Source organism: Embleya sp. NPDC020630, from assembly GCF_044334985.1.
GTDB lineage: Bacteria > Actinomycetota > Actinomycetes > Streptomycetales > Streptomycetaceae > Embleya.
Window position 1 is genome coordinate 262,913 of record NZ_JBIRUB010000008.1, and the last position, 18,012, is coordinate 280,924.

Here is an 18,012-nt window from a genome sequence, read left to right on the forward strand (position 1 = left end):
GGCACGCGCGTGACGACTCGCATTTCGGTCGCCGAGACCGAACGACTGGTCCTGACCAGGCCCCACCCCGACGACGCGGCGGCGGTGTTCGCCGTGCACGGGGATCCCGAGACCAACCGCTACAACCCACATGGGCCGATGCCGTCGGCCGAGGCGGGCCTCGAGTTCCTACGGACGATGATCGAGGACTGGGAGCGGGACGGGATCGGCTACTGCGCGGTCGCGTCGCGCGAGCGTCCCACCGAAGTGTTCGGCTTCGCCGGGACCCAGTTGACCCGGCGGTTGCGTCCCGACGGTGTCCCGGTGTTCAACCTCTACTACCGCTTCTCGCCGGTCGCGTGGGGTCGGGGCCTGGCCCGGGAGGCGGTCGACGTCACCGTCGCGCTGGCCCGTCGTACGCTGCCGACGGTGCCGATCTTCGCGGTGATCAACGCGGACAACGTGCCGTCGCTGACCCTGGCCCGCCGGGTCGGTTTCCGCCCGAGCGACGCGTTCGTCGACGTGGAGGGCCGGGATGTGTACCTGCTGCCTCAGGACTCGGTCGCGGAGTCGGTCGACGCCTGACCGGCGGCCGCCCGCTCGGCGAACACCGTGCGGGCGACGGCGATGCCGTTGAGCGCGGCGGGGAATCCGGCGTAGCCGACCATGTGGGTGATCGTCTCGACCACGTCCTCCTCGGTTCCCCCGACGTTGAGCAGACCGTGGATGTGCACCGCGAGTTGCGGCGCGACCGTGCCGAGCGCGGTGCACATCGCGATCGTGGCGAGTTCGCGGGTACGCAGGTCCAGGCCGGTGCGCGAGTAGACGTCGCCGAAGGCGAACTCGATCACGTAGCGGCCCAGATCGGGGGCGATGTCCCAGAGCGAGGCGACCACCTGCTCGCCGGCGTGCCCGTCGATCTCGGTGAGCGCGGTCAACCCGCGGCGGTAGCGGTCGGCGGTGGTCTCGGCGGCGTCCGGGCCCTCGCCGGCGGCCTCGGCATCCTCGGGCGCGGTGTCCGGGTACGCCTCGAACACCTCGCGCGCCACGCCCAGTCCGTTGAGCGCGGCCGGGAAACCGGCGTAGAGGGTGACGTGGATCAGCGTCTCGACGATCTCGCGCCGCGTGCAGCCGACGTTGAGCGCGCCGGCCAGGTGGAAGCGCAACTGCGGCGCCGCGTTGCCGAGCGCGGCCAGTGCGGCGACGGTGGCCAACTGCCGCTCGCGCAAAGTCAGTCCGGGCCGCGTGTAGACGTCGCCGTAACCGAACTCGACGACGAACCGGGTCAGGTCCGGCGCGATCTCGGCGAAGCCGTCGAGCACCGTCGACTGCTCGGGGCCGGCGACCTGCCGAAGGACGGCCAGGCCGCGCTCGTAGCGGTCGTTCGGGCCGGTGAGGGTGGCGGTGGTGGTGTTTCCCGTGCTGTTCATGATCGGGAGCCTACGAGTTGGAGTGAACTCGAAGTCAAGGCGCGTGTGAGACCGATTCCGGTGTCCGTGCCGCCAATGATCCGTGTCCGCGAGATGCCGTTTCGGCGGCAAACCATGATCCGGGTCACACGTGCCCGGACCTGTCGGTTGGCACGGCTATCTTGCTCCGATGTCTGATCAGAGGGGGAACCGGGACGCAGGCGAAGGCCGCGACCGGATGGATGGACCGGCGGGCGCCGGGTCGGGTGGGGCCGACCCGAACGACCCGTTCGCCGGGTACGTGTTCGACGAGGACTTCGTCCGGGGCGCGACCACGACCGAGGGGTCCGCGCGGGCCCGCATGCTTGCCCGGAAATGGGCGAACGAGCCGCCGCAGCACACCCCGTGGCGGGCCGACGGGCCGAGCCGGCCGCCGCGCCGGCGCCGGTGGAGGACGGTCCTGGTGACCGTCGCGGTGCTCGCGCTGGTGGCCTTCGCCGCCGCGCCGGACCGGGTGTTCGGCTGGTTCGGCACCTCGAACACGGCCGCGGGCGACGATCCGATGGTGCAGCCGTCGGTCGGTGGGGTGGCCACCTCGGTGCCGTCGGCGGGGGACCGCCGGGGTGTCGATCCGGACCGGCCCACCCGGAAGAATCCGTTCGCGGGCTCGCCGGCCGTGAACTACGCGGACAACGAGGCGGGCCTGACCCTGCCCGAGGTCAAGACGGTGCCCGGGTACAGCGCGGCCGAGGTCACCGAGGCGCTGGACCTGACCCGGCGGCTGCTGATCGCGGGCAACCTGGACCGCGACGTGCTCGCGGGCGAGCGGCCGGCCGGCTATCTCGCGCTCCTGGATCCGGCCGACGGCCAGGTCGCGCGGATCGAGGACGCGCTGCGCACGAACCGATGGGAGCCGGACAACCCGGTCTCGTGGGTGACCCGGTTCGATCCCAAGGAGATCGAGCAGGTGGGCCGGGTGGTCAAGGTCAACGGCATCACGAGCTACGACGTCGACGGCGAGGGCACCCTGACGGTGCACGCCGACTACTCGTTCGTCTACCCGGTGGCCAAGGCCGGCAGCGGGGCGGACGCGACGGTGACCCGCTCGGTGGTGCGTCGGGTGTTGGAGACGAAGGTCTATCGCGGGCCCCGCTACCAGGCGACGGTGCGCGGCCGGATCGCGGTGGGGCAGGTCGGGTTCGACGCGGCGAACAGCTCGTGCACGCGCCTGGACGGCTTCGTGCGGCCGGAGTTTCCGGACGACGATTCGACGATGCCGTCGGGGTCGCCGAAGACGGTCGATCCGTACGACCGCAGCAAGCCGATCGAGGATGGGGTGCCGGGGGAGTGTCAGCGGGTGAGCCGGGTTTGATCCTTGTGGTTTTGATTTTTGTGGTGGGGGTCGGCTGCGCTAGAACAGGCCCTCCTGGACCGAGCCGTCGGGGGCGCGGCCGGTGTCCAGGGGCTTGAGGGTGAGGCCGGAAGGGGCGCCGCGGGCCGGGGTCAGGTGCCATCCGGTGAGCAGGCGCAGGTCCACGAACAGCGGGCCGGTGTCCGTGGTGATCAGGGCGTCGTGGCCCGCGACGCAGGTCAACTCGCCGTACAGCAGGGCGTTTTCGGTGAGGCCGGTGACCTGGTTCCGGGTCGGTGGCGGGGCGTCGGTCAGGCCGTAGAAGCGGCTCAGGTCCTGGACGTCGCACGGTGCGGGGGTCATCGTGTCCGGGAGCAGGGGGGTCAACCGGGCGTGTGCGGCGATCAGTTCGGCCGGGGAATCCAGCTCGCGCGGGCGCCACCAGGCGGTGGTCTTGGCCCGGTGCGGGATACGTTCGCGGACGGTGCCCGTGGCCGAGCATCGGCGTTCGGTGTCGCGGACCGGGATCAGCGGGCCGTGGCCGAGCCAGGTGAACATCGGCGCGCCCTGGTCGGCGAGGCGGGCCGCGCGGCGTTCGGTGGCGGTGAGGCCGACCTTGACCAGGCCGGGGCCGAACCAGGCGAGGTAGAGCGAGAACGGGCGGGGGTCGTCCATCGCCTGATCGCGCGCGAGTTTGCGGCCGGGGTCGGCGAGCGCGCATGCCTCGCACTGCGAGCGGGGGGCGGTCGCGGGCAGCGGGGCGAGGGTGGGGCAGGGGGTGCGGCGGCCGGTCTTGCGGCGGATGCCGACGCAGGTGCGGGGGCCGGTCAGGCGCCAGCCGGTGGGGGTGCCGAGGGGTAGCGGTTGGCGGGACTGTTCGTCGCCGGGGCCGGTCAGGGCGAGGTGGGCGCGGCCGTCGTGCCAGTGGATGCCGGTGGCCAGGGGGCCGGTTCGCTGGTGGGGGACGGTCATCGCCACACGATACGCGAAACGCGCGGGGTGGTATGGGTGGGCTGTTTGGTGGCCGGCTTGTCCTCAAGCGCCGGACGGGCTGGGCGGGTCGGGGGGTGCGGGTTGCGTGGCGCGTTGGTGTCGCCGAGCCTGGCCTGCCTGTCCTCAAGCGCCGGACGGGCTGGGTTTGGGTTGGGTTGGTTGTGCTTGTGGCGTGGTGCCGGTGCCTCCGGGCCGGCCTGCGGCCTGCTTGTCCTCAAGCGCCGGACGGGCTGGGTTTGGGTTGGGTTGGGTTGTCTGTGCTGGGTTGCGGGTTGCCCGGTGCCTCCGGGCCGGCCTGTGGCCTGCTTGTCCTCAAGTGCCGGACGGGCTGGGTTTGGGTTGCGTCGGTTGTACTTGTGGCGCGGGTGGTGTGGTGCCCGGCCGCCTCTGGGCCGGGCTGCGGCCTGCTTGTCGTCAAGCGCCGGACGGGCTGGGTTTGGGTTGGCTTGGGTGTGATTGTGGCGCGGGCTGCGGGGTGGTTGTTGTTTGGGCTGTGGATTTGGCCCAGCGGTAGTCGGGCTTTCCGGCTGGGGTGCGGGGGATTTCTGGGACTATTACCAGGCTTCGGGGGGTTTTGTAGCCTGCCAGGTGGGTTTGGGTGTGATTGGTGAGTTCGGGCAGGGTTATGGTGTGGGCCGGGCGCAGGGAGACCACTGCGGTGACGCGTTCGCCGAATCTTGGGTCGGGGAGGCCGACCACTACCGCGTCGTAGATTGCCGGGTGGGCCTTGAGGATGCCCTCGACCTCTTCGGGGAAGACCTTTTCGCCGCCGGTGTTGATGCATACCGAGCCGCGGCCGAGCAGGGTTACGTCGCCGTCGTCCTCGACGCGGGCGTAGTCGCCGGGGATCACCCAGCGCACGCCGTCCGGGTCGACGTGGAAGGTGTCGGCGGTCTTGACCGGGTCCTTGTAGTAGCCGAGCGGGATGTGGCCGGTGCGGGCCATCCGTCCGGTCTCGCCCACTCCCACCGGGCGCAGGTCCTCGCCCAGGATCGCGGTCTTCGGCTTCATCGGGAATCGGCCGCCGGCGGTCTGCGCGCTGCCCGCGCCGAACTCCGAGGCGCCGAAGCTGTCGGCGATGTACAGGCCGGGGATCAGCCGGGTGAGTTGGGCCTTGACCGTGGGGGAGAGCAGGGCGCCGCCGGAGCCGATCACCTTGAGCGTGTCGACGGCGTACGCGCCGCTCTCCAACTCGTCCGCGATCGGGCGGGCCATCGCGTCGCCGACCAGCATCATCGTCGCGCAGCCCTCGCGGGCGACGGTGCGCAGGATCTCGGCCGGGTCGTAGCGCGGGCCGGTCCACAACACCGCCGTGCCCGCGCCGAACAGGGTGATCCAGGTGATCCACTGGCCGTTGCCGTGCATCAGCGGCGTGGTCAGCATCTGTACCAGCGGCGCGCCCTTGGCCTTCTCGGCGAGCAGTTCGGGGTCGGCGATCGGCTCGCCGCCGAAGTTCCCGCCGCCCATCGCCGAGCAGAAGATGTCGTGCGCGCGCCATTCGACGCCCTTGGGGAAGCCGGTGGTGCCGCCGGTGTAGACCATGTAGCGGTCGTCGGGGGAGCGCGGCCCGAAGTCGCGGTCGGCGCTCTCGGCCGCGAGCGCCGCCTCGTAGTCGATCGTGGCGTCGAGCGTGTCGTCGTTCTCGTCGGCCAGCACGAACACCGGGCCGAGCGCGGGCGCGTCGGCCCGCACCGCGGCGACCTTGGGCAGATAGCCGCGCTCGACGACCAGGGCCGAGAGGTCCGCGTTGTCCACGATGTAGCGCAGTTCCTCTTCCACGTAGCGGAAGTTGATGTTGATCGGCACCATCCGCGCCTTGAACGCGCCGATCATCGCCTCCATCCACTCGGCGCGGTTGCGCGAGTAGATGCCGATGTGCGCGCCCACCGGCAGACCCGCCGAGGCGAAGGCGTGTGCGGCCCGGTTGGCCCGCTCGTCCAGTTCGCGATAGGTCAGCCGTACCTCGCCCGCGACCAGTGCGAGCCGGTCCGGACACGCGTCGACCACCACCTCGAAGAGGTCGGCCAGGTTGAACACCCGCTGGGTCATTGTCAGTTCCCTTCCGCGACGATGCCGCGCAGGCCGTCCGCGCCGAAGACCGGCTCCAGGAAGGCCCGGAAGTCGGGTCCGCGGCGCAGGTGGTGGCCGCCGTCCACGTTGATGTTCTGGCCGGTGATCCAGGTCGACTCGGGGCCCACCAGGAACGCCGCGAGCGCGGCGATGTCCTCGACCCGGCCGACCCGCTCCAGCGGGGTGCAGGCCAGGTAGTCCTCCAGCACCGGGCCGCCGGCGGTGACCGCGCCGACCATGTCGGTGGCCACCAGGCCGGGCAGGATGCCGTTCACCCGCACGCCGCTCGCGCCGAGTTCGTCGGCGGCGAGCCGGACCAGGTGGTCGATCCCGGCTTTGCTCACCCCGTACGCGCCGAACCAGCGGTGCGTGACGGCGGAGGCGATCGAGGAGATGGCCACGAACGAGCCGCCGCCGCCCGCCGCCATCAGCCGGGCCGTGTGCTTGAGCACGAGCATCGTGCCGGTCAGGTTCAACTCGACCGTCTCGCGCCACTTGGCGGTGTCGATCCGGGTCAGCGGGCCCATCGTCGAGTTGCCCCCGGCGGAGGCCAACACCGCGCGTACCGGGCCGAGTTCGGCAGCCGCCGCCACCGCTGCCTCGACCTGCGCCTCGTCGGTCACATCGGTCACCGCGTACCCGACGCGCACGCCGGCCGCGGCCACCTTCTCCAACTCGGCCACCGCGCCGCGCAGCCGGTCCTCGCTGCGGCCGGCGATCAGCACATGCGCCCCGTCGGCGGCGAACCGCAGCGCGCAGCCGAGCCCGATCCCGCTGCCCCCGCCGGTCACCAGCGCCACCGAACCCCGCAGCGGCGGCTCGGCACGTGTCGCCGCACTCGCCGCACTCGCCGCGCCCGGCGCGGTGCTCGCCACGTTCTCCGCGCTCATCGCCCGGCTCCTTCCACATCGGTGGGGGTGTACGCCGCGCCCGCCGCGGGCCACAGCGGTGCCGGCACCTCGAAGCCGACCGGCTCGCCCCAGGTGTTGCGGTAGGCCACCTCGTGCGCCGGGGTCCGCGGTGCGATGCCCCACGTGCCGGTCGGGTAGCCGAACGACACGCAGCACGCCATGTGCCAGCCCTCGTCGGCCGGCACGCCCAGGACGTCCGCCACCGCGTCGCGGTGCGCGATCCCGAGTACCGCGGTCAGCGCGCCGCCCACCCCCTCGGCGCGCGCGGCCAGCATCGCGCTCCACACCGCAGGGAAGATCGAGCCGCCGGTGGGGTCGTGCCGGGCGAAGCCGAACAGGAACAGCGGAACCTGCTCGAAGTTGTCCGCGAGCCACTGCGAGGAACGGCGCATCCGGACGAACGACCGGCTCTCCGCGCTGTCCGGATCCGCCTCGGCGGCGGCCACGCGCGACGCGTACACGGTCGTCCACAACGCGTCCATCGCCTCCCGGTACAGCGGCCCGAGCCGGCCCTTGACGCCCGGGTCGTCCACCAGGAGGAAGCGCCAGGCCTGGGCGTTGCCGCCGCTGGGCGCGCGCACGGCCGCGTCCAGGATTCGGGCCTGGACCGCTTCCGGGATGGCGTCCGGGGCCACCCGGCGCATCGCGCGAGTGCTGTACAGCGCCTCGTGTAGTTCCATGGAATCCCTTACCTGTACTGGGTGGTGATGCGGCGTCAGACGACCGCGCCGGCATCCCGGAAGTGCTCGACCTCGGCCGGGGACAGGCCCCACGCGGCGAGCGCGGCATCGGTGTCGCCGCCGGCGGCGGCCGGGCCCGGGTGCACCGGGCGGGTGGGGACGGCGGCGGCGGTGCGGGAGAACCTCGGCGCGGGAGCCGGTTCGGGCAGACCGTCGGCGTGCAGGAACGTGCCGCGGGCCACGTGGTGCGGGTGGGCCGGCGCCTCGCCGGGCGCGAGCACCGGCGCGAAGCAGGTCTCGGTCCCCTCCAGGAGCGCGCACCACGCGTCACGGGTGCGGGTCGCGAACACCTCGGCGAGCCGGGCCTTCATCGCGGGCCAGTGCGCCGGATCGTGTTGCCGGGCGAGGTCGGCGAACACCGGGTCCTCGGCCAGCCCGAGCCGGTGGATCAACTCGGCCCAGAACCTCGGCTCGATCGCGCCGACCGCGACGTAGGCGCCGTCCTCGGTCGCGTACACGTCGTAGAACGGCGCGCCGCCGTCGAGCATGTTGGTGCCGCGCGGGCCGAGCATGCCGGCGGCGCCCATGGTGAACCAGGTCGCGCCGAGCGTCGCGGCGCCGTCGATCATCGCCGCGTCCACCACCTGCCCGAGTCCCGAACGGCCGGCCTCCACCAGCGCGGCGACCAGGCCGAACGCGAGCAGCAGACCGCCGCCGCCGAAGTCGCCGACCAGGTTGAGCGGAATGCTCGGCGGTTGCCCGGCCCGGCCGATCGGCTCCAACATCCCGGCCAGCGCGATGTAGTCGATGTCGTGCCCGGCGGCGGACGCGAGCGGACCGGTCTGCCCCCAGCCGGTGAGCCGGCCGTACACCAGCCGCGGATTGTGCGCGGCGACCACGTCCGGGCCCAGGCCCAGGCGCTCCATCACGCCCGGCCGGAACGGCTCGATCAGCGCGTCGGCGTCCGCGCACAACCGCAGCGCCAAGGCGACCCCGTCCGGGTGCTTGAGGTCGAGCGCGATCGAGTGTTTGCCCCGGTTCATCGGGTTGCGCGGCGGCTTGGCGTAGCCCTTGCGGGCCTCGGCGGCGCGGTCGATCCGCAACACGTCGGCGCCGAGATCGGCGAGCAACATGCCGCAGAACGGGCCCGGCCCGAGGCCGACGAACTCCACGACGCGGATTCCCGCGAGCGGTCCTGCGGTGGCGGTCACGGCGGCTCCGGCGTCGATCGGGTGCGGAAGCGGGTCCGAAACGGGCCCGGAAATTACTGGAACACGTTCTCAGTAAATCTGACGAGACGTCAGACTAGACTTCCGTCTCATCCGTGGGCAAGATCGCCGCGGAACGAGTCGGCGCCCGATCCGACCGCCCGCGAACATCCCGCCCGACCCGCGTGCACGACCCCCACAGGACAGGCTCACCGGTGGCCGAACCCCGTACCGAATCGACGATCACCCTCACCAGATCGCTCACCCGCGACCAGCAGGCGCGGCGCGAGCGGCTGGTGCGCGCCGCGTGCGATCTCGCCCTGGAAGGGGGCTACGCCGCCGTCACGATGCACGATGTCGCCGACCGCGCAGGCGTGGCCCGGGCCACCGTGTACCGCTACTTCACCTCGAAGAACCACCTGCTCAGCGAGGTCTCGGCGCTGTGGATCGGCGAGTTGTCCGACGAACTCGCCCGTCGACCGCTGCCCGCCGACCCGGCCGGGCGACTGGCCGCGCTGCTGTGCCGGATCGTCGAGGTGAGCGCGGAGAACCGCCTGCTGACCGAGGCGGTGGTGCAGGCCGCGACCGCGCCGGACCCGTCCGCCGGACAGTCCCAGGAGAACTTCCACCAGAGCATCCACCGGATCACCGGCCTCGCGTTCGGTGAGCCCGGCGAGGACGTGGACGGCGCCGCGGCGGCCCGACGGCACGACATAGAGACGGTGCTCGGCCACGTCCTGCTCTCCGGCTTGGTCAGCCTCACCGCCCGCGGTCGCGCACTCGACGAGGTCCAGGACCTGATGCGCACCGCCGTCCGTCTGTTCGTACCGCTCGACACGTGATCACCCCGGAGGTATGCCGTGACGACTCCCGCGATCCGCGACATCCATCTGCTCGATCGGGACTGGTACGCCGGTGACCCGTACGCCGACTACGCCTGGCTGCGCGAGCACGCGCCGGTGTACTACAGCGAACGCGCCGGCGTCTGGGGACTGACCCGCCACGCCGACCTGTCCTGGGCCGAGCGCAACCCGGAACTGTTCTCCTCGGCCAAGGGCTCGCGCCCGCTCGGCTACCCGCAACCGTCGATGATCGACTCCGACGACCCGCTGCACTACCGCCGCCGCAAGCTGGTCTCGAAGGGCTTCACGCCCCGGCAGATCGCCGCGATGGAGGACCACGTCCGGGACATCGTGACCTCCCTGATCGACGCGATGCTCGCCGGCGGGCGCAGCGCGGAGCTGGTCCGCGCCTTCTCCGCGCCGCTGCCGATGACGCTGATCGGCGAACTGCTCGGGGTCGGCGCCGAACACCGCGACCAACTCCAGCACTGGGCCGACGTGATGGTGATGCTCTCCGACGGCGGCGAACTCAGCCACAAGGCCGGCGAGGCGTTCACCGAATACGTCGCCTACACGACGCGGGTGATCGAGGACCGGCGCAAGACCCCCTCCGACGACCTGATCGGGATCCTGGTCGACGCCGAGATCGACGGCGGGAAGTTGTCCTTCGAGGAACTGATCGGCGAGTCCCTGCTGCTGCTCGTCGGCGGCAACGAGACCACCCGCAACGTGATATCCGGCGGCATCGCGGCACTGCTGGCCGACCCCGGGCAACTGTCCCGATTGCGCGAGGATCCGGCGCTGATCCCGAGCGCCGTGGAGGAGTCGCTGCGCTGGGTGTCGCCGGTGGTCAACATGGCCCGGCACACGACACGTGACGTGGAACTGCACGGGACGGTGATCCCGGCCGACTCGACGGTGATGATGCTCTACGGGGCGGCCAACCGGGACGCCGAGGTGTTCGCCGACCCGGAGCGCTTCGACGCCTTCCGCTCGCCCAACCCGCACATCGCCTTCGGGAGCGGACCACACTTCTGCCTCGGGTCCTCGCTGGCCAGGCTGGAGATCCGGGTGGCCTTCGAGGAACTGCTGCGCCGCCTGCCGGACCTGCGGTTGGCGCCCGGCGCCACGCTCACGCACGGGCCGTCGTCGTTCATCCGGGGGCTGGTCGAACTGCACGTGGAGTACTGAGCCCGCTCCGGTCCGGATCCCGGTGCGAGGGAAGCACCTCGGATCCGGTTCGGACCGCTCGTGATCCGCCCGCGCAAAGTGGACACCCGCGTATTCTCGGGCCAACTGCCGGACGACGAGGGGGGCGCCGTGAAACCGCTCGAACCCGCGGATCCGCGGCGGATCGGCGGATACCGGGTGCTTCGCGTGCTGGGGGCGGGCGGGATGGGCCGGGTCTACCTCGGCCGCAACCCGGGCGGCCGGGTGGTCGCGATCAAGGTGGTGCGCTCCGAGTGGGCGGACGACCCGGGATTTCGCGAGCGATTCCGGCGCGAGGTGGACGCCGCACGGCGGGTCGGCGGCGCGTGGACCGCGCCCGTCCTGGACGCGGACACCGAGGCGGACACACCCTGGGTGGTCACCGGCTACGTGGCCGGACCCAGTGTGTACGAGGCGGTGTCGGGCCGCGGTCCGCTGCCCGAGGAGACCGTACGCACGCTGGGCGCGGGCCTGGCCGAGGCGCTGACCGCGATCCACGCGGCGGGCCTGGTGCACCGCGACATCAAACCGTCGAACGTGCTGCTGTCCCTGGACGGGCCGCGCGTGATCGACTTCGGCATCTCGCGCGCGATGGACGCCTCGGTGCTCACCCGGACCGGGCACACCGTCGGCTCACCGGGCTTCATGTCGCCGGAGCAGGTCGACGGGCGCGACATCGGCCCGGCCAGCGACGTGTTCTCGCTCGGCTCGGTCCTGGTCTTCGCGGCGACCGGTACCGGGCCGTTCGGCGAGGGCAGCGGCCAGGCGCTGATGTACCGGATCGTGGCCCAGGAGCCGCGCCTGGACGGGCTGCCGGCGTGGTTGCGCGAGGTGGTCGTGGCGTGCCTGACCAAACACGCCGGATCCCGGCCGAGCCCGGCCGAGGTGCTGGCGGCACTGGCACCGGAGGGTACGGGCGACCTGGTCGCGGGGAACTGGCTGCCGGCGGACCTGACCACCGCGCTGTCCCGCCGCGCGGTCGAACTCCTGGACCTGGACGAGGACGGGCCGCAGGACGCGCGCGGGTTCGTGGCGACCGGCAGCGGATCGCCCACGTGGGACGACCGGCCGGCGGGGGCGCCGACGGAGCCGACAGGGCCGACGCATGGCCCGGCGGAGTCGGTCGGAGCGGCGTACGCCCCGCCGGGGTCCCCGCCGCCGTCCTCGGATGCGTCGACCCCACAGTCCCGGATCCCGCGGTCCCCGATTCCGCAGTCGCCGGGCGCGTCTGCGTTACCCGGCGCGCCCGAGACATACGTGCCGGAGCACACGCCACCCCCGAAGCACGCGCGCCGGATCGCCCCGTGGGTGTATGCGCTCGTCGTCGTGCTGCTGGTCGCCGGCGGCACCACGGCGGCGCTGCTGTGGCACGGTGGCGGCGACAAGGACAAGCCGACGGCGGCCGGCCACCAGGACACATCGGGGGCGCCGTCGTCCTCGACGGACACCGTCCCGCAGTCCTACCTCGGCACCTGGACCGGCACGACGACCTCGGACCTCGGCAGTTCCACGCAGGTCACCGTCACGCTGACCGGCGGCAGGGTGGGAGACAAGAAGGTCGGCGTCACCACCCTGACCGGTACACCGGTCGGCGGCACCCCGGCCGAGTGCGACGCCGACCTGGAACTGCTGTCGGTGTCCGCGGACAAGGGCGTCGAACTGACCAGCCATCTGACCCACAACAAGGGCTGCGTGGACGGCCGGGTCTTCGTCAAACAGCTGACGCCGACCACGATGTCCTACGAGTCGCCGGGGGAAAGCCTGCTGACCTCGACCTCCAGGGGAGAGCTGAAGAAGAAGGGCTGACCCCCGGTCGGGAACCATCGTTCCCGACCCATGCGTCAAACTGGACACCTGTCGAATGCGGAACGGCCGTCGGGCCGGTAATGCCCGGTCGAGTGGGGGATGGCGAGTTCGGACATGCGGCACAGCCCTGAGAACGCGGACGACGAGCACGGCGCCGACGTGCTCGACGAGCGTTTTCGCGAACTCGTGGTCGAACTCGCCCCGCAGGTGCCGCTGCCGCCCGTCGCCGGGATCCACCGGGTGGTGCGCCGTCGGCGGCTGCGCAACCGGGTCCTGGCCACGGTCGCCTCGCTGGTGGTGGTCGCGGGTGGGGTGACCCTGGCGAGCACCGGATTCGGCGGCGACGACGCGAAGCCGACGCACCGGGAACAGGCGGCCGTGACCCCGAGCGTGCCCCCGTCCCCGACGGTGACCTCGGCCGGTCCGCCCACCACGTTGAGCGAGACCTTCTACCCGACCGCCCAGGAGTTCCCGGCGGTGGCCGGGATCTACGACAACTGGCGGGTGGTGGAGACCCGGGAGGCGATGGGCGAGGAGCTGGGTCCGTGTGCCTCCGACACGATCGCCGGCCTCGGCGCGGTACAGACCGAGGAACGGCTGTACCGGCACGACGGACAGGGCGGCGGCCTGGTGCGGCTGGTCCGCTACCCGGACGAGCGCACGGCCGTGGTGGCGGTGGCCGACTTCACCGGCGGACTCGCCGGCCCCTGCCCGGCGAGCAACCGACCCAACGCGATGGCCGACGGCTCGTTGCGGATCACGGCGTTGAACGCGGAGGGCTCCGCCTGGCGGATCCAGGGACTGGTCAGTGGCGAGGACCAGTACGCGGACTTCGGCGTCGTGCGCAACGGCCCGGTGGTGGCGGTGGTGCAGGAAACGACCATCGGTCCGGTGAAGGCGCCGCCCACGGACGGCTTCCTCCTGTTGGTCGACACCCTCCGGAAACGACTGGGAAAGCCCGGGTCCGGCCCCTGATGTTCCGAATTCCAGCTTTTCGTCGGCCAATACCGCGGGCAATAGGCGACCCGGGTCGTCGAATGCTGCGAACAGGTGAGCGACACGGCAATCCGACACCTGGCTATTCGCCACTCGGGCGAGCCGGCCGGATTTCACGCGTACGGCCCAGGGTGTATGCAACGCCGTGGCCGACAACAGGCGCTAAGCTGTGCGCGCGCCCTCGAAGCCGGTCAACCCGCAGAGGTGTCCACCCTGCATGGAATCACCCTGCACGGAATCATCCGGCTGCCGGCCCACCTATTCTCATCGGCTCTTTTCGGAGGCAATGCATGGCGGAGTTCGAGCCGCTGGGAAGCGCATGGCGCAAGAGCACCAAGAGCGCGGACGTGAACTGTGTCGAGGCCAGGCGCCGGGACGAGGTCGAGGTCAGGGACTCGAAGGCGCCGGTGTCGCGGCTGGCTTTCGGGGCCGGGTCCTGGGGTTCGTTTCTCCATGCAACCGGTCGTTCGGCGAACTGATCCGGTCGCTCCCGGCGACTTTGCACGCCGATACGTGAGGCGGCCTGCCGTTCGGCAGGCCGCGATTGATATGGGCGCAGGGCCCGAGGACGGGTTTGGTATCCGTTACCCGATGAGGGTGAGCAGTCCGGCGGCCCGGAGCGTGTAATAAAGCGCTCCCGCTGTCACCGCGGCCACGGCTACCAGCAGAAAGATCACGCGGAGCATCCTCTCGAAGTCGTCCTGCACGAGTTCACCTCCTTTCCCCGATCAGGCGTCCTTTCATGTAGACGGTGTGTACCGTGCAAGGGCGGGGAGGACGGCGTTGTTGCCCTCATCTGTGATTGTGCATGCGGATGTCCGCTTTCGCCAGAGTGAGTCGAGTCTGCTATGCGTGGTCCCACGCAAAAAAGAACGAGTTGTCCCGATAAGTCATAAAAACTGACCTCGGGACAACTCGTTCGAAGCCTCGCAGTGGCCGCTGCGAAACCGTGCTGCTCATCGACATCGAGCAACGGATACGTACCTGTCATTATGCGCAGGGATGTGCAATCAGCCAAGTGGCTCTTGGCATGTAATCAACTCGCGTCCTGGCAGCGCGCGTGCTGTCGGCCGGCCTGCTGCCACAACGTCCGGTACACCCTCTAATCCGGGGGATCGATGCCGGTGGGTGGCGGGGTCGAGCCCGGTGCGAAGCGTTCGAGCGCGGCGTCCAGCATCGCCGGCGCGTGTTCTCGCGACGCGAGTTGTTCGAGGCCCCAGAACGTCTCCAGGTAGGAGAGCGGGGAAACGGTCGGCGGATCCTCCGGGTTGCCCTCGCGGATGACGATGTTGCCGGAGGGGGTCTCGATGAACAGCACCGCCTCGTCCTCGAGGTCGGGGAACTCCATGAGCTGGTAGGCGATGCGGGCCCGGTGGTACAACCCGGACTCGAACGGCACCACCCGGATCGTGATGTTGGGCCACTCCGCGTACTTGCGGATGCGGCGGATCTGGTTGCGCATGACCGCCGGGCTGCCGACCGCGCGATGCATCACGCTCTCGTCGACGATGAAGTGCAGTGTGGGCCCGTCGGGGCGCATCAGCCGCTCCTGCCGGTCCATCCGCAGGGCGACGTTCTCGTCCAGCGCGGGACCGGCCGGCGTCATCACCCGGAGCACCTCGCGCGAGTATTCCTCGGTCTGTAACAGGCCGGGGACCAGGATCGGTTCGAAGTTGCGGATGACCGTGGCCGAGGATTCGTAGCCGAGGAAGACCTTCGCCTCCGCGGTGAGGATGTTCCGGTAGGCATACCACCAACTGCGCTGCTTCGACGCCCTGGCCATGTCGATGAACTCGGCGACCCGGGCCGGCTCCACCACGCCGTAGTGCTGGAGCAGCGCCTTGAGGTCGGTGGTCGAGATGTTGACCTGACCGGTTTCGATCCGGATCAGCTTGGAGAGCGACCAATCCATCTCCAGCGCAACGTCCCGTTGGATGTAACCGCAGGCCTCGCGCGTCTGCCGAAGCAGGGCGCGGAGCCTGCGTCCCTGGAACATCGGGTCCCGTGTACCCATCGGCCGCCCCCCAAAGGTTGTCGGCAGCGATCTCGCATCCAGCGAGGGCGCAGAACGGGTGGTGCACAAATGCCACCCGGAGAACAGCATCGCGTCGAATCGGCCGACGCGACAAGCCCTCACCGAGGTCCGAAGCGTGCGGATCCGGCGCCTGGTCGGTGGACGCGGCGCCGGATCCGGGGATGTTCGCGCAAGGGGGTCGAGCGGGGTCCGCGGGGGCGATCAGCCTTCCAGCGCGAAGGACTCGGCGCCGTCGGGGCCGACCGGCTTCGAACCCTGGAGGGTCACCCGCTGCATGGAACGGCGCATGCCCGGCGGCACGTCGGTGGGGACGAGGTGCACCGTCGCGCGGTTGTCCCAGAACGCGATGCTGCCCGGCTGCCACCGGAAGCGCACGCTGAACTCCGCGTCGGCGATGTGCGCGTAGAGCATCTCCAGCACGTGGGCGCTCTCCTGGCGGGTCAACTCCCGGATGTGGCTGGTGAAGTTCGGGTTGACGAACAACACCTTCTCGCCGGTCTCCGGGTGCACCCGCACGACCGGGTGCACCGCGCGCAGCCCATCGCCCAGGAACTGCCTGCCCAACTTGCTCTGCATTTCGCCGCGCTTGATCGGCAGCGCGTTGTGGTGCACCGCGTGCAGTCCGTCGACCAACTCCTTGAGCGGGTCGGACAGTCGCTCGTAGGCCAGGGCCAGATTGGCCCACTGGGTGTCGCCGCCGTACGGCGGCACGATCACCCCGCGCAGGATCGACGCGGTCGGCGGGTCGGGGATGAACGTCACGTCGGTGTGCCAGCGGCTCTCCACGAAACCGCCGCCGCCACCCATGCCCAACTGCTGGTTGTCCAGCAGCAGGATCTCCGGGTGTTCGGGGAAGGCGGCGGGCAACGTCGGGTGTCCGGGGGCGAGTTCGCCGAAGGCGCGGCCGAACGCCTTGTGCTGTTCCTGGGTCAGGTGCTGGTCGCGGAAGAACACCACCTTCCACTTCAGCCAGATCGCCCGGATCTCGGCGACCAGCTCGGCGCTCAGCGGCCGGGACAGGTCGACACCGAAGATCTCGGCGCCGATGTGCCCGGCCATCGGCCGCACTTGGAGGCCGAGCGCGGCGGCCGTGGCGGGGGTGGGGTCCTCGTACGTGGGCTGGTCGATGATGCTCGTCATGGCCGAACCTCCTGAGCCGAAGCGAGGTCCCGTGGCGGGACCGCTATGCGGATGGGTCGAGCGCGGCCGCGGTCCGGGCGGAGACCGGGGCCAGATAGAGCGCGACGGCGGTGTCGGTCAAACCCGCCAGGAAGAGCTCCCGAGCGGTCGGGGTGTGCCGGCCGGGGTGGTGCAGCGCCATCTCGCGGTCGGCGAGGGCGTGGGTGAGGTAGGACGACATCAACAGCCAGCGGTCGTCGCGCAGTTGCGCGGGCAACTCGGCGAGCAGGCCGAGCATGCGCTCGCGCACGGTGTGGATGCCGCGCGTCCACTCCTCGCGGGCGAGATCGCGGATGGCGGTGCCCTCCAGGAAGGCCGCGTGCACACAAAAGCGCAGATACCAACTGGGCTTGCCGACCTCGCCGAGAGTGTCGGCGAGCGGGTACAGGAACGCCTCGACCAGGCCCCGGGCGTCGTATCCGCGTCCGGTGGCGTCGAGTTCGTCCAGCATCGCCAGGCGCCGCGCGTTCACCGGCTCCATCCGATGCCGGAAGACCGCGTCCACCAGGGCCTCCTTCGACCCGAAGTGGTAGCGCGCGGCGGCGGTGTTGCGCTGCCCGGCCTGGGCGCCGATCTCGCGCAGCGAGACCCCGTTGATGCCGCGTTCGGCGAACAGCCGCTCCGCCGCCTCGATCATCAAAAGGCGTGCGCCGGCGCCGCGGTCCGACGCCGAAGCGCCGTGCGTCCCTGTCATGGCCGCACGTTAAACCGCGTGGGTTGATAACTCAAGTGGGTTAATCGAATCCGCTGGCCGTATCCCCGTCGGATCCGCCCGTCGTACCGGGCCCGCCGCACCCCGGCGGCGGGCGCTCAGGAGTGCATCAGGCAGTACAACTGGTGCCCCGCGTGGTGCAGATCGCGGGCGAACTTGGTCCAGTCGTGCAACATCCGATACAGCAGATACGCGTCGCGCGGCACCCGACGATCCGGGAACGTCGACCAGATGAAGGCCGCCGCGCCCAACTCCTCCTCGGTCGCGTTGCGCAGCACGTCCATCAGCATCGGCGGCAACTGCATCACCGCGTGCGCGGGATGCAGCACGACCAGCTCGAGCGGTGGCGTCGCGTCGGGCGGGGTGTCCCCGAGCAGCGACAACACCATCGCGCTGACCGTCTCCGGCTTCACGATCGACACGTAGGAATTGGTGGGGCGTTCGACCGTGTCGGTCGGATCGATCAGCGGTGGCACCCGCGCGGCGGTCGCGCGATCGGGTGCGCCGAAGTACTCATATGTCACGCCCACGTGTGCACCTCCCGACCATGGTCGGTTCCGTGACACGTGCGCACACCCGTGGCGCCCGACGCCATCGCTCCCTGCTCGCTTGTCTCGGTCTGCTCGCTTGTT

At 70.9% G+C, this 18,012-nt stretch carries 18 protein-coding genes; 7 read left to right on the top strand and 11 right to left on the bottom strand.

The features are described from left to right. Positions 1-9 precede the first annotated feature (9 nt). Positions 10-564: a GNAT family N-acetyltransferase gene (locus tag ACH4XV_RS27210; protein ID WP_395794157.1), complete on the top strand. Its 555-nt coding sequence runs from the start codon at positions 10-12 to the stop codon at positions 562-564. On the opposite strand, the gene ACH4XV_RS27215 is transcribed toward ACH4XV_RS27210, so the two are convergent. Further along, complete coding sequence (locus ACH4XV_RS27215; RefSeq protein ID WP_395794159.1) at positions 531-1,409, bottom strand: carboxymuconolactone decarboxylase family protein; 879 nt, start codon at positions 1,407-1,409, stop codon at positions 531-533. The two genes, ACH4XV_RS27210 and ACH4XV_RS27215, sit on opposite strands and share 34 nt — an antisense overlap. A gap of 169 nt (positions 1,410-1,578) precedes the next feature. Between ACH4XV_RS27215 and ACH4XV_RS27220 the strand changes: the two genes are divergently transcribed. Further along, entirely contained in the window at positions 1,579-2,760 is a 1,182-nt protein-coding gene (locus ACH4XV_RS27220; protein ID WP_395794161.1) for a hypothetical protein, read from the top strand. Between the two features lie 39 nt (positions 2,761-2,799). On the opposite strand, the gene ACH4XV_RS27225 is transcribed toward ACH4XV_RS27220, so the two are convergent. The 5 genes from ACH4XV_RS27225 to ACH4XV_RS27245 form a co-directional block, all read right to left on the bottom strand. After that, on the bottom strand, positions 2,800-3,711 hold the full coding sequence (locus ACH4XV_RS27225) for a DUF2797 domain-containing protein (protein ID WP_395794163.1): 912 nt from the start codon (positions 3,709-3,711) through the stop codon (positions 2,800-2,802). 435 nt (positions 3,712-4,146) lie between these two features. Beyond that, positions 4,147-5,781 (bottom strand): acyl-CoA synthetase, encoded by a 1,635-nt coding sequence (locus ACH4XV_RS27230; protein ID WP_395794165.1) that lies wholly within the window; start codon positions 5,779-5,781, stop codon positions 4,147-4,149. A gap of 2 nt (positions 5,782-5,783) precedes the next feature. After that, positions 5,784-6,692: an SDR family oxidoreductase gene (locus ACH4XV_RS27235; RefSeq protein WP_395794167.1), complete on the bottom strand. Its 909-nt coding sequence runs from the start codon at positions 6,690-6,692 to the stop codon at positions 5,784-5,786. Beyond that, complete coding sequence (locus tag ACH4XV_RS27240) at positions 6,689-7,393, bottom strand: nitroreductase family protein (protein WP_395794169.1); 705 nt, start codon at positions 7,391-7,393, stop codon at positions 6,689-6,691. Before ACH4XV_RS27240 ends, ACH4XV_RS27235 begins: the two co-directional genes overlap by 4 nt. 35 nt (positions 7,394-7,428) lie before the next feature. After that, complete coding sequence (locus tag ACH4XV_RS27245; protein WP_395794171.1) at positions 7,429-8,604, bottom strand: CaiB/BaiF CoA transferase family protein; 1,176 nt, start codon at positions 8,602-8,604, stop codon at positions 7,429-7,431. 212 nt (positions 8,605-8,816) lie between these two features. On the opposite strand from ACH4XV_RS27245, the gene ACH4XV_RS27250 reads away from it, so the two are divergent. From ACH4XV_RS27250 to ACH4XV_RS27270, 5 genes are all read left to right on the top strand, one after another. Then, a complete protein-coding gene (locus tag ACH4XV_RS27250; protein ID WP_395794172.1) occupies positions 8,817-9,443 on the top strand; it encodes a TetR/AcrR family transcriptional regulator in 627 nt (208 codons plus the stop codon). 18 nt (positions 9,444-9,461) lie between these two features. Beyond that, the gene (locus ACH4XV_RS27255; protein ID WP_395794174.1) at positions 9,462-10,634 is read left to right on the top strand and encodes a cytochrome P450; all 1,173 of its coding nucleotides are present in this window, start codon (positions 9,462-9,464) and stop codon (positions 10,632-10,634) included. A gap of 129 nt (positions 10,635-10,763) precedes the next feature. Continuing rightward, positions 10,764-12,458: a serine/threonine protein kinase gene (locus tag ACH4XV_RS27260; protein ID WP_395794176.1), complete on the top strand. Its 1,695-nt coding sequence runs from the start codon at positions 10,764-10,766 to the stop codon at positions 12,456-12,458. A gap of 114 nt (positions 12,459-12,572) precedes the next feature. Then, positions 12,573-13,433, top strand: a complete 861-nt coding sequence (locus tag ACH4XV_RS27265) for a hypothetical protein (RefSeq protein WP_395794178.1) — start codon at positions 12,573-12,575, stop codon at positions 13,431-13,433. Between the two features lie 311 nt (positions 13,434-13,744). Continuing rightward, on the top strand, positions 13,745-13,933 hold the full coding sequence (locus ACH4XV_RS27270; protein WP_395794180.1) for a DUF397 domain-containing protein: 189 nt from the start codon (positions 13,745-13,747) through the stop codon (positions 13,931-13,933). Between the two features lie 105 nt (positions 13,934-14,038). Here the strand turns inward: ACH4XV_RS27270 and ACH4XV_RS27275 are convergent, their stop codons facing one another. From ACH4XV_RS27275 to ACH4XV_RS27295, 5 genes are all read right to left on the bottom strand, one after another. Next, a complete protein-coding gene (locus tag ACH4XV_RS27275) occupies positions 14,039-14,161 on the bottom strand; it encodes a hypothetical protein (RefSeq protein ID WP_020556480.1) in 123 nt (40 codons plus the stop codon). A 395-nt stretch (positions 14,162-14,556) separates the two neighbouring features. Beyond that, on the bottom strand, positions 14,557-15,468 hold the full coding sequence (locus ACH4XV_RS27280; RefSeq protein WP_395794182.1) for a helix-turn-helix domain-containing protein: 912 nt from the start codon (positions 15,466-15,468) through the stop codon (positions 14,557-14,559). 222 nt (positions 15,469-15,690) lie between these two features. Beyond that, entirely contained in the window at positions 15,691-16,629 is a 939-nt protein-coding gene (locus ACH4XV_RS27285; RefSeq protein ID WP_395794184.1) for a TauD/TfdA dioxygenase family protein, read from the bottom strand. 43 nt (positions 16,630-16,672) lie between these two features. Beyond that, on the bottom strand, positions 16,673-17,362 hold the full coding sequence (locus tag ACH4XV_RS27290; RefSeq protein ID WP_395794186.1) for a helix-turn-helix domain-containing protein: 690 nt from the start codon (positions 17,360-17,362) through the stop codon (positions 16,673-16,675). 116 nt (positions 17,363-17,478) lie between these two features. Then, positions 17,479-17,910: a hypothetical protein gene (locus ACH4XV_RS27295; protein WP_126640807.1), complete on the bottom strand. Its 432-nt coding sequence runs from the start codon at positions 17,908-17,910 to the stop codon at positions 17,479-17,481. Between the last annotated feature and the right edge of the window lie 102 nt (positions 17,911-18,012).

What these genes read in the sequence shown, in the direction of transcription:
- ACH4XV_RS27225 (WP_395794163.1), bottom strand. Translation starts at nt 3,711, where the DNA reads ATGACCGTCCCCCACCAGCGAACCGGCCCCCTGGCCACCGGCATCCAC.
- ACH4XV_RS27240 (WP_395794169.1), bottom strand. Translation starts at nt 7,393, where the DNA reads ATGGAACTACACGAGGCGCTGTACAGCACTCGCGCGATGCGCCGGGTG.
- ACH4XV_RS27290 (WP_395794186.1), bottom strand. Translation starts at nt 17,362, where the DNA reads ATGACAGGGACGCACGGCGCTTCGGCGTCGGACCGCGGCGCCGGCGCA.
- ACH4XV_RS27270 (WP_395794180.1), top strand. Translation starts at nt 13,745, where the DNA reads ATGGCGGAGTTCGAGCCGCTGGGAAGCGCATGGCGCAAGAGCACCAAG.
- ACH4XV_RS27265 (WP_395794178.1), top strand. Translation starts at nt 12,573, where the DNA reads ATGCGGCACAGCCCTGAGAACGCGGACGACGAGCACGGCGCCGACGTG.
- ACH4XV_RS27280 (WP_395794182.1), bottom strand. Translation starts at nt 15,468, where the DNA reads ATGGGTACACGGGACCCGATGTTCCAGGGACGCAGGCTCCGCGCCCTG.
- ACH4XV_RS27220 (WP_395794161.1), top strand. Translation starts at nt 1,579, where the DNA reads ATGTCTGATCAGAGGGGGAACCGGGACGCAGGCGAAGGCCGCGACCGG.
- ACH4XV_RS27235 (WP_395794167.1), bottom strand. Translation starts at nt 6,692, where the DNA reads ATGAGCGCGGAGAACGTGGCGAGCACCGCGCCGGGCGCGGCGAGTGCG.
- ACH4XV_RS27285 (WP_395794184.1), bottom strand. Translation starts at nt 16,629, where the DNA reads ATGACGAGCATCATCGACCAGCCCACGTACGAGGACCCCACCCCCGCC.
- ACH4XV_RS27230 (WP_395794165.1), bottom strand. Translation starts at nt 5,781, where the DNA reads ATGACCCAGCGGGTGTTCAACCTGGCCGACCTCTTCGAGGTGGTGGTC.
- ACH4XV_RS27215 (WP_395794159.1), bottom strand. Translation starts at nt 1,409, where the DNA reads ATGAACAGCACGGGAAACACCACCACCGCCACCCTCACCGGCCCGAAC.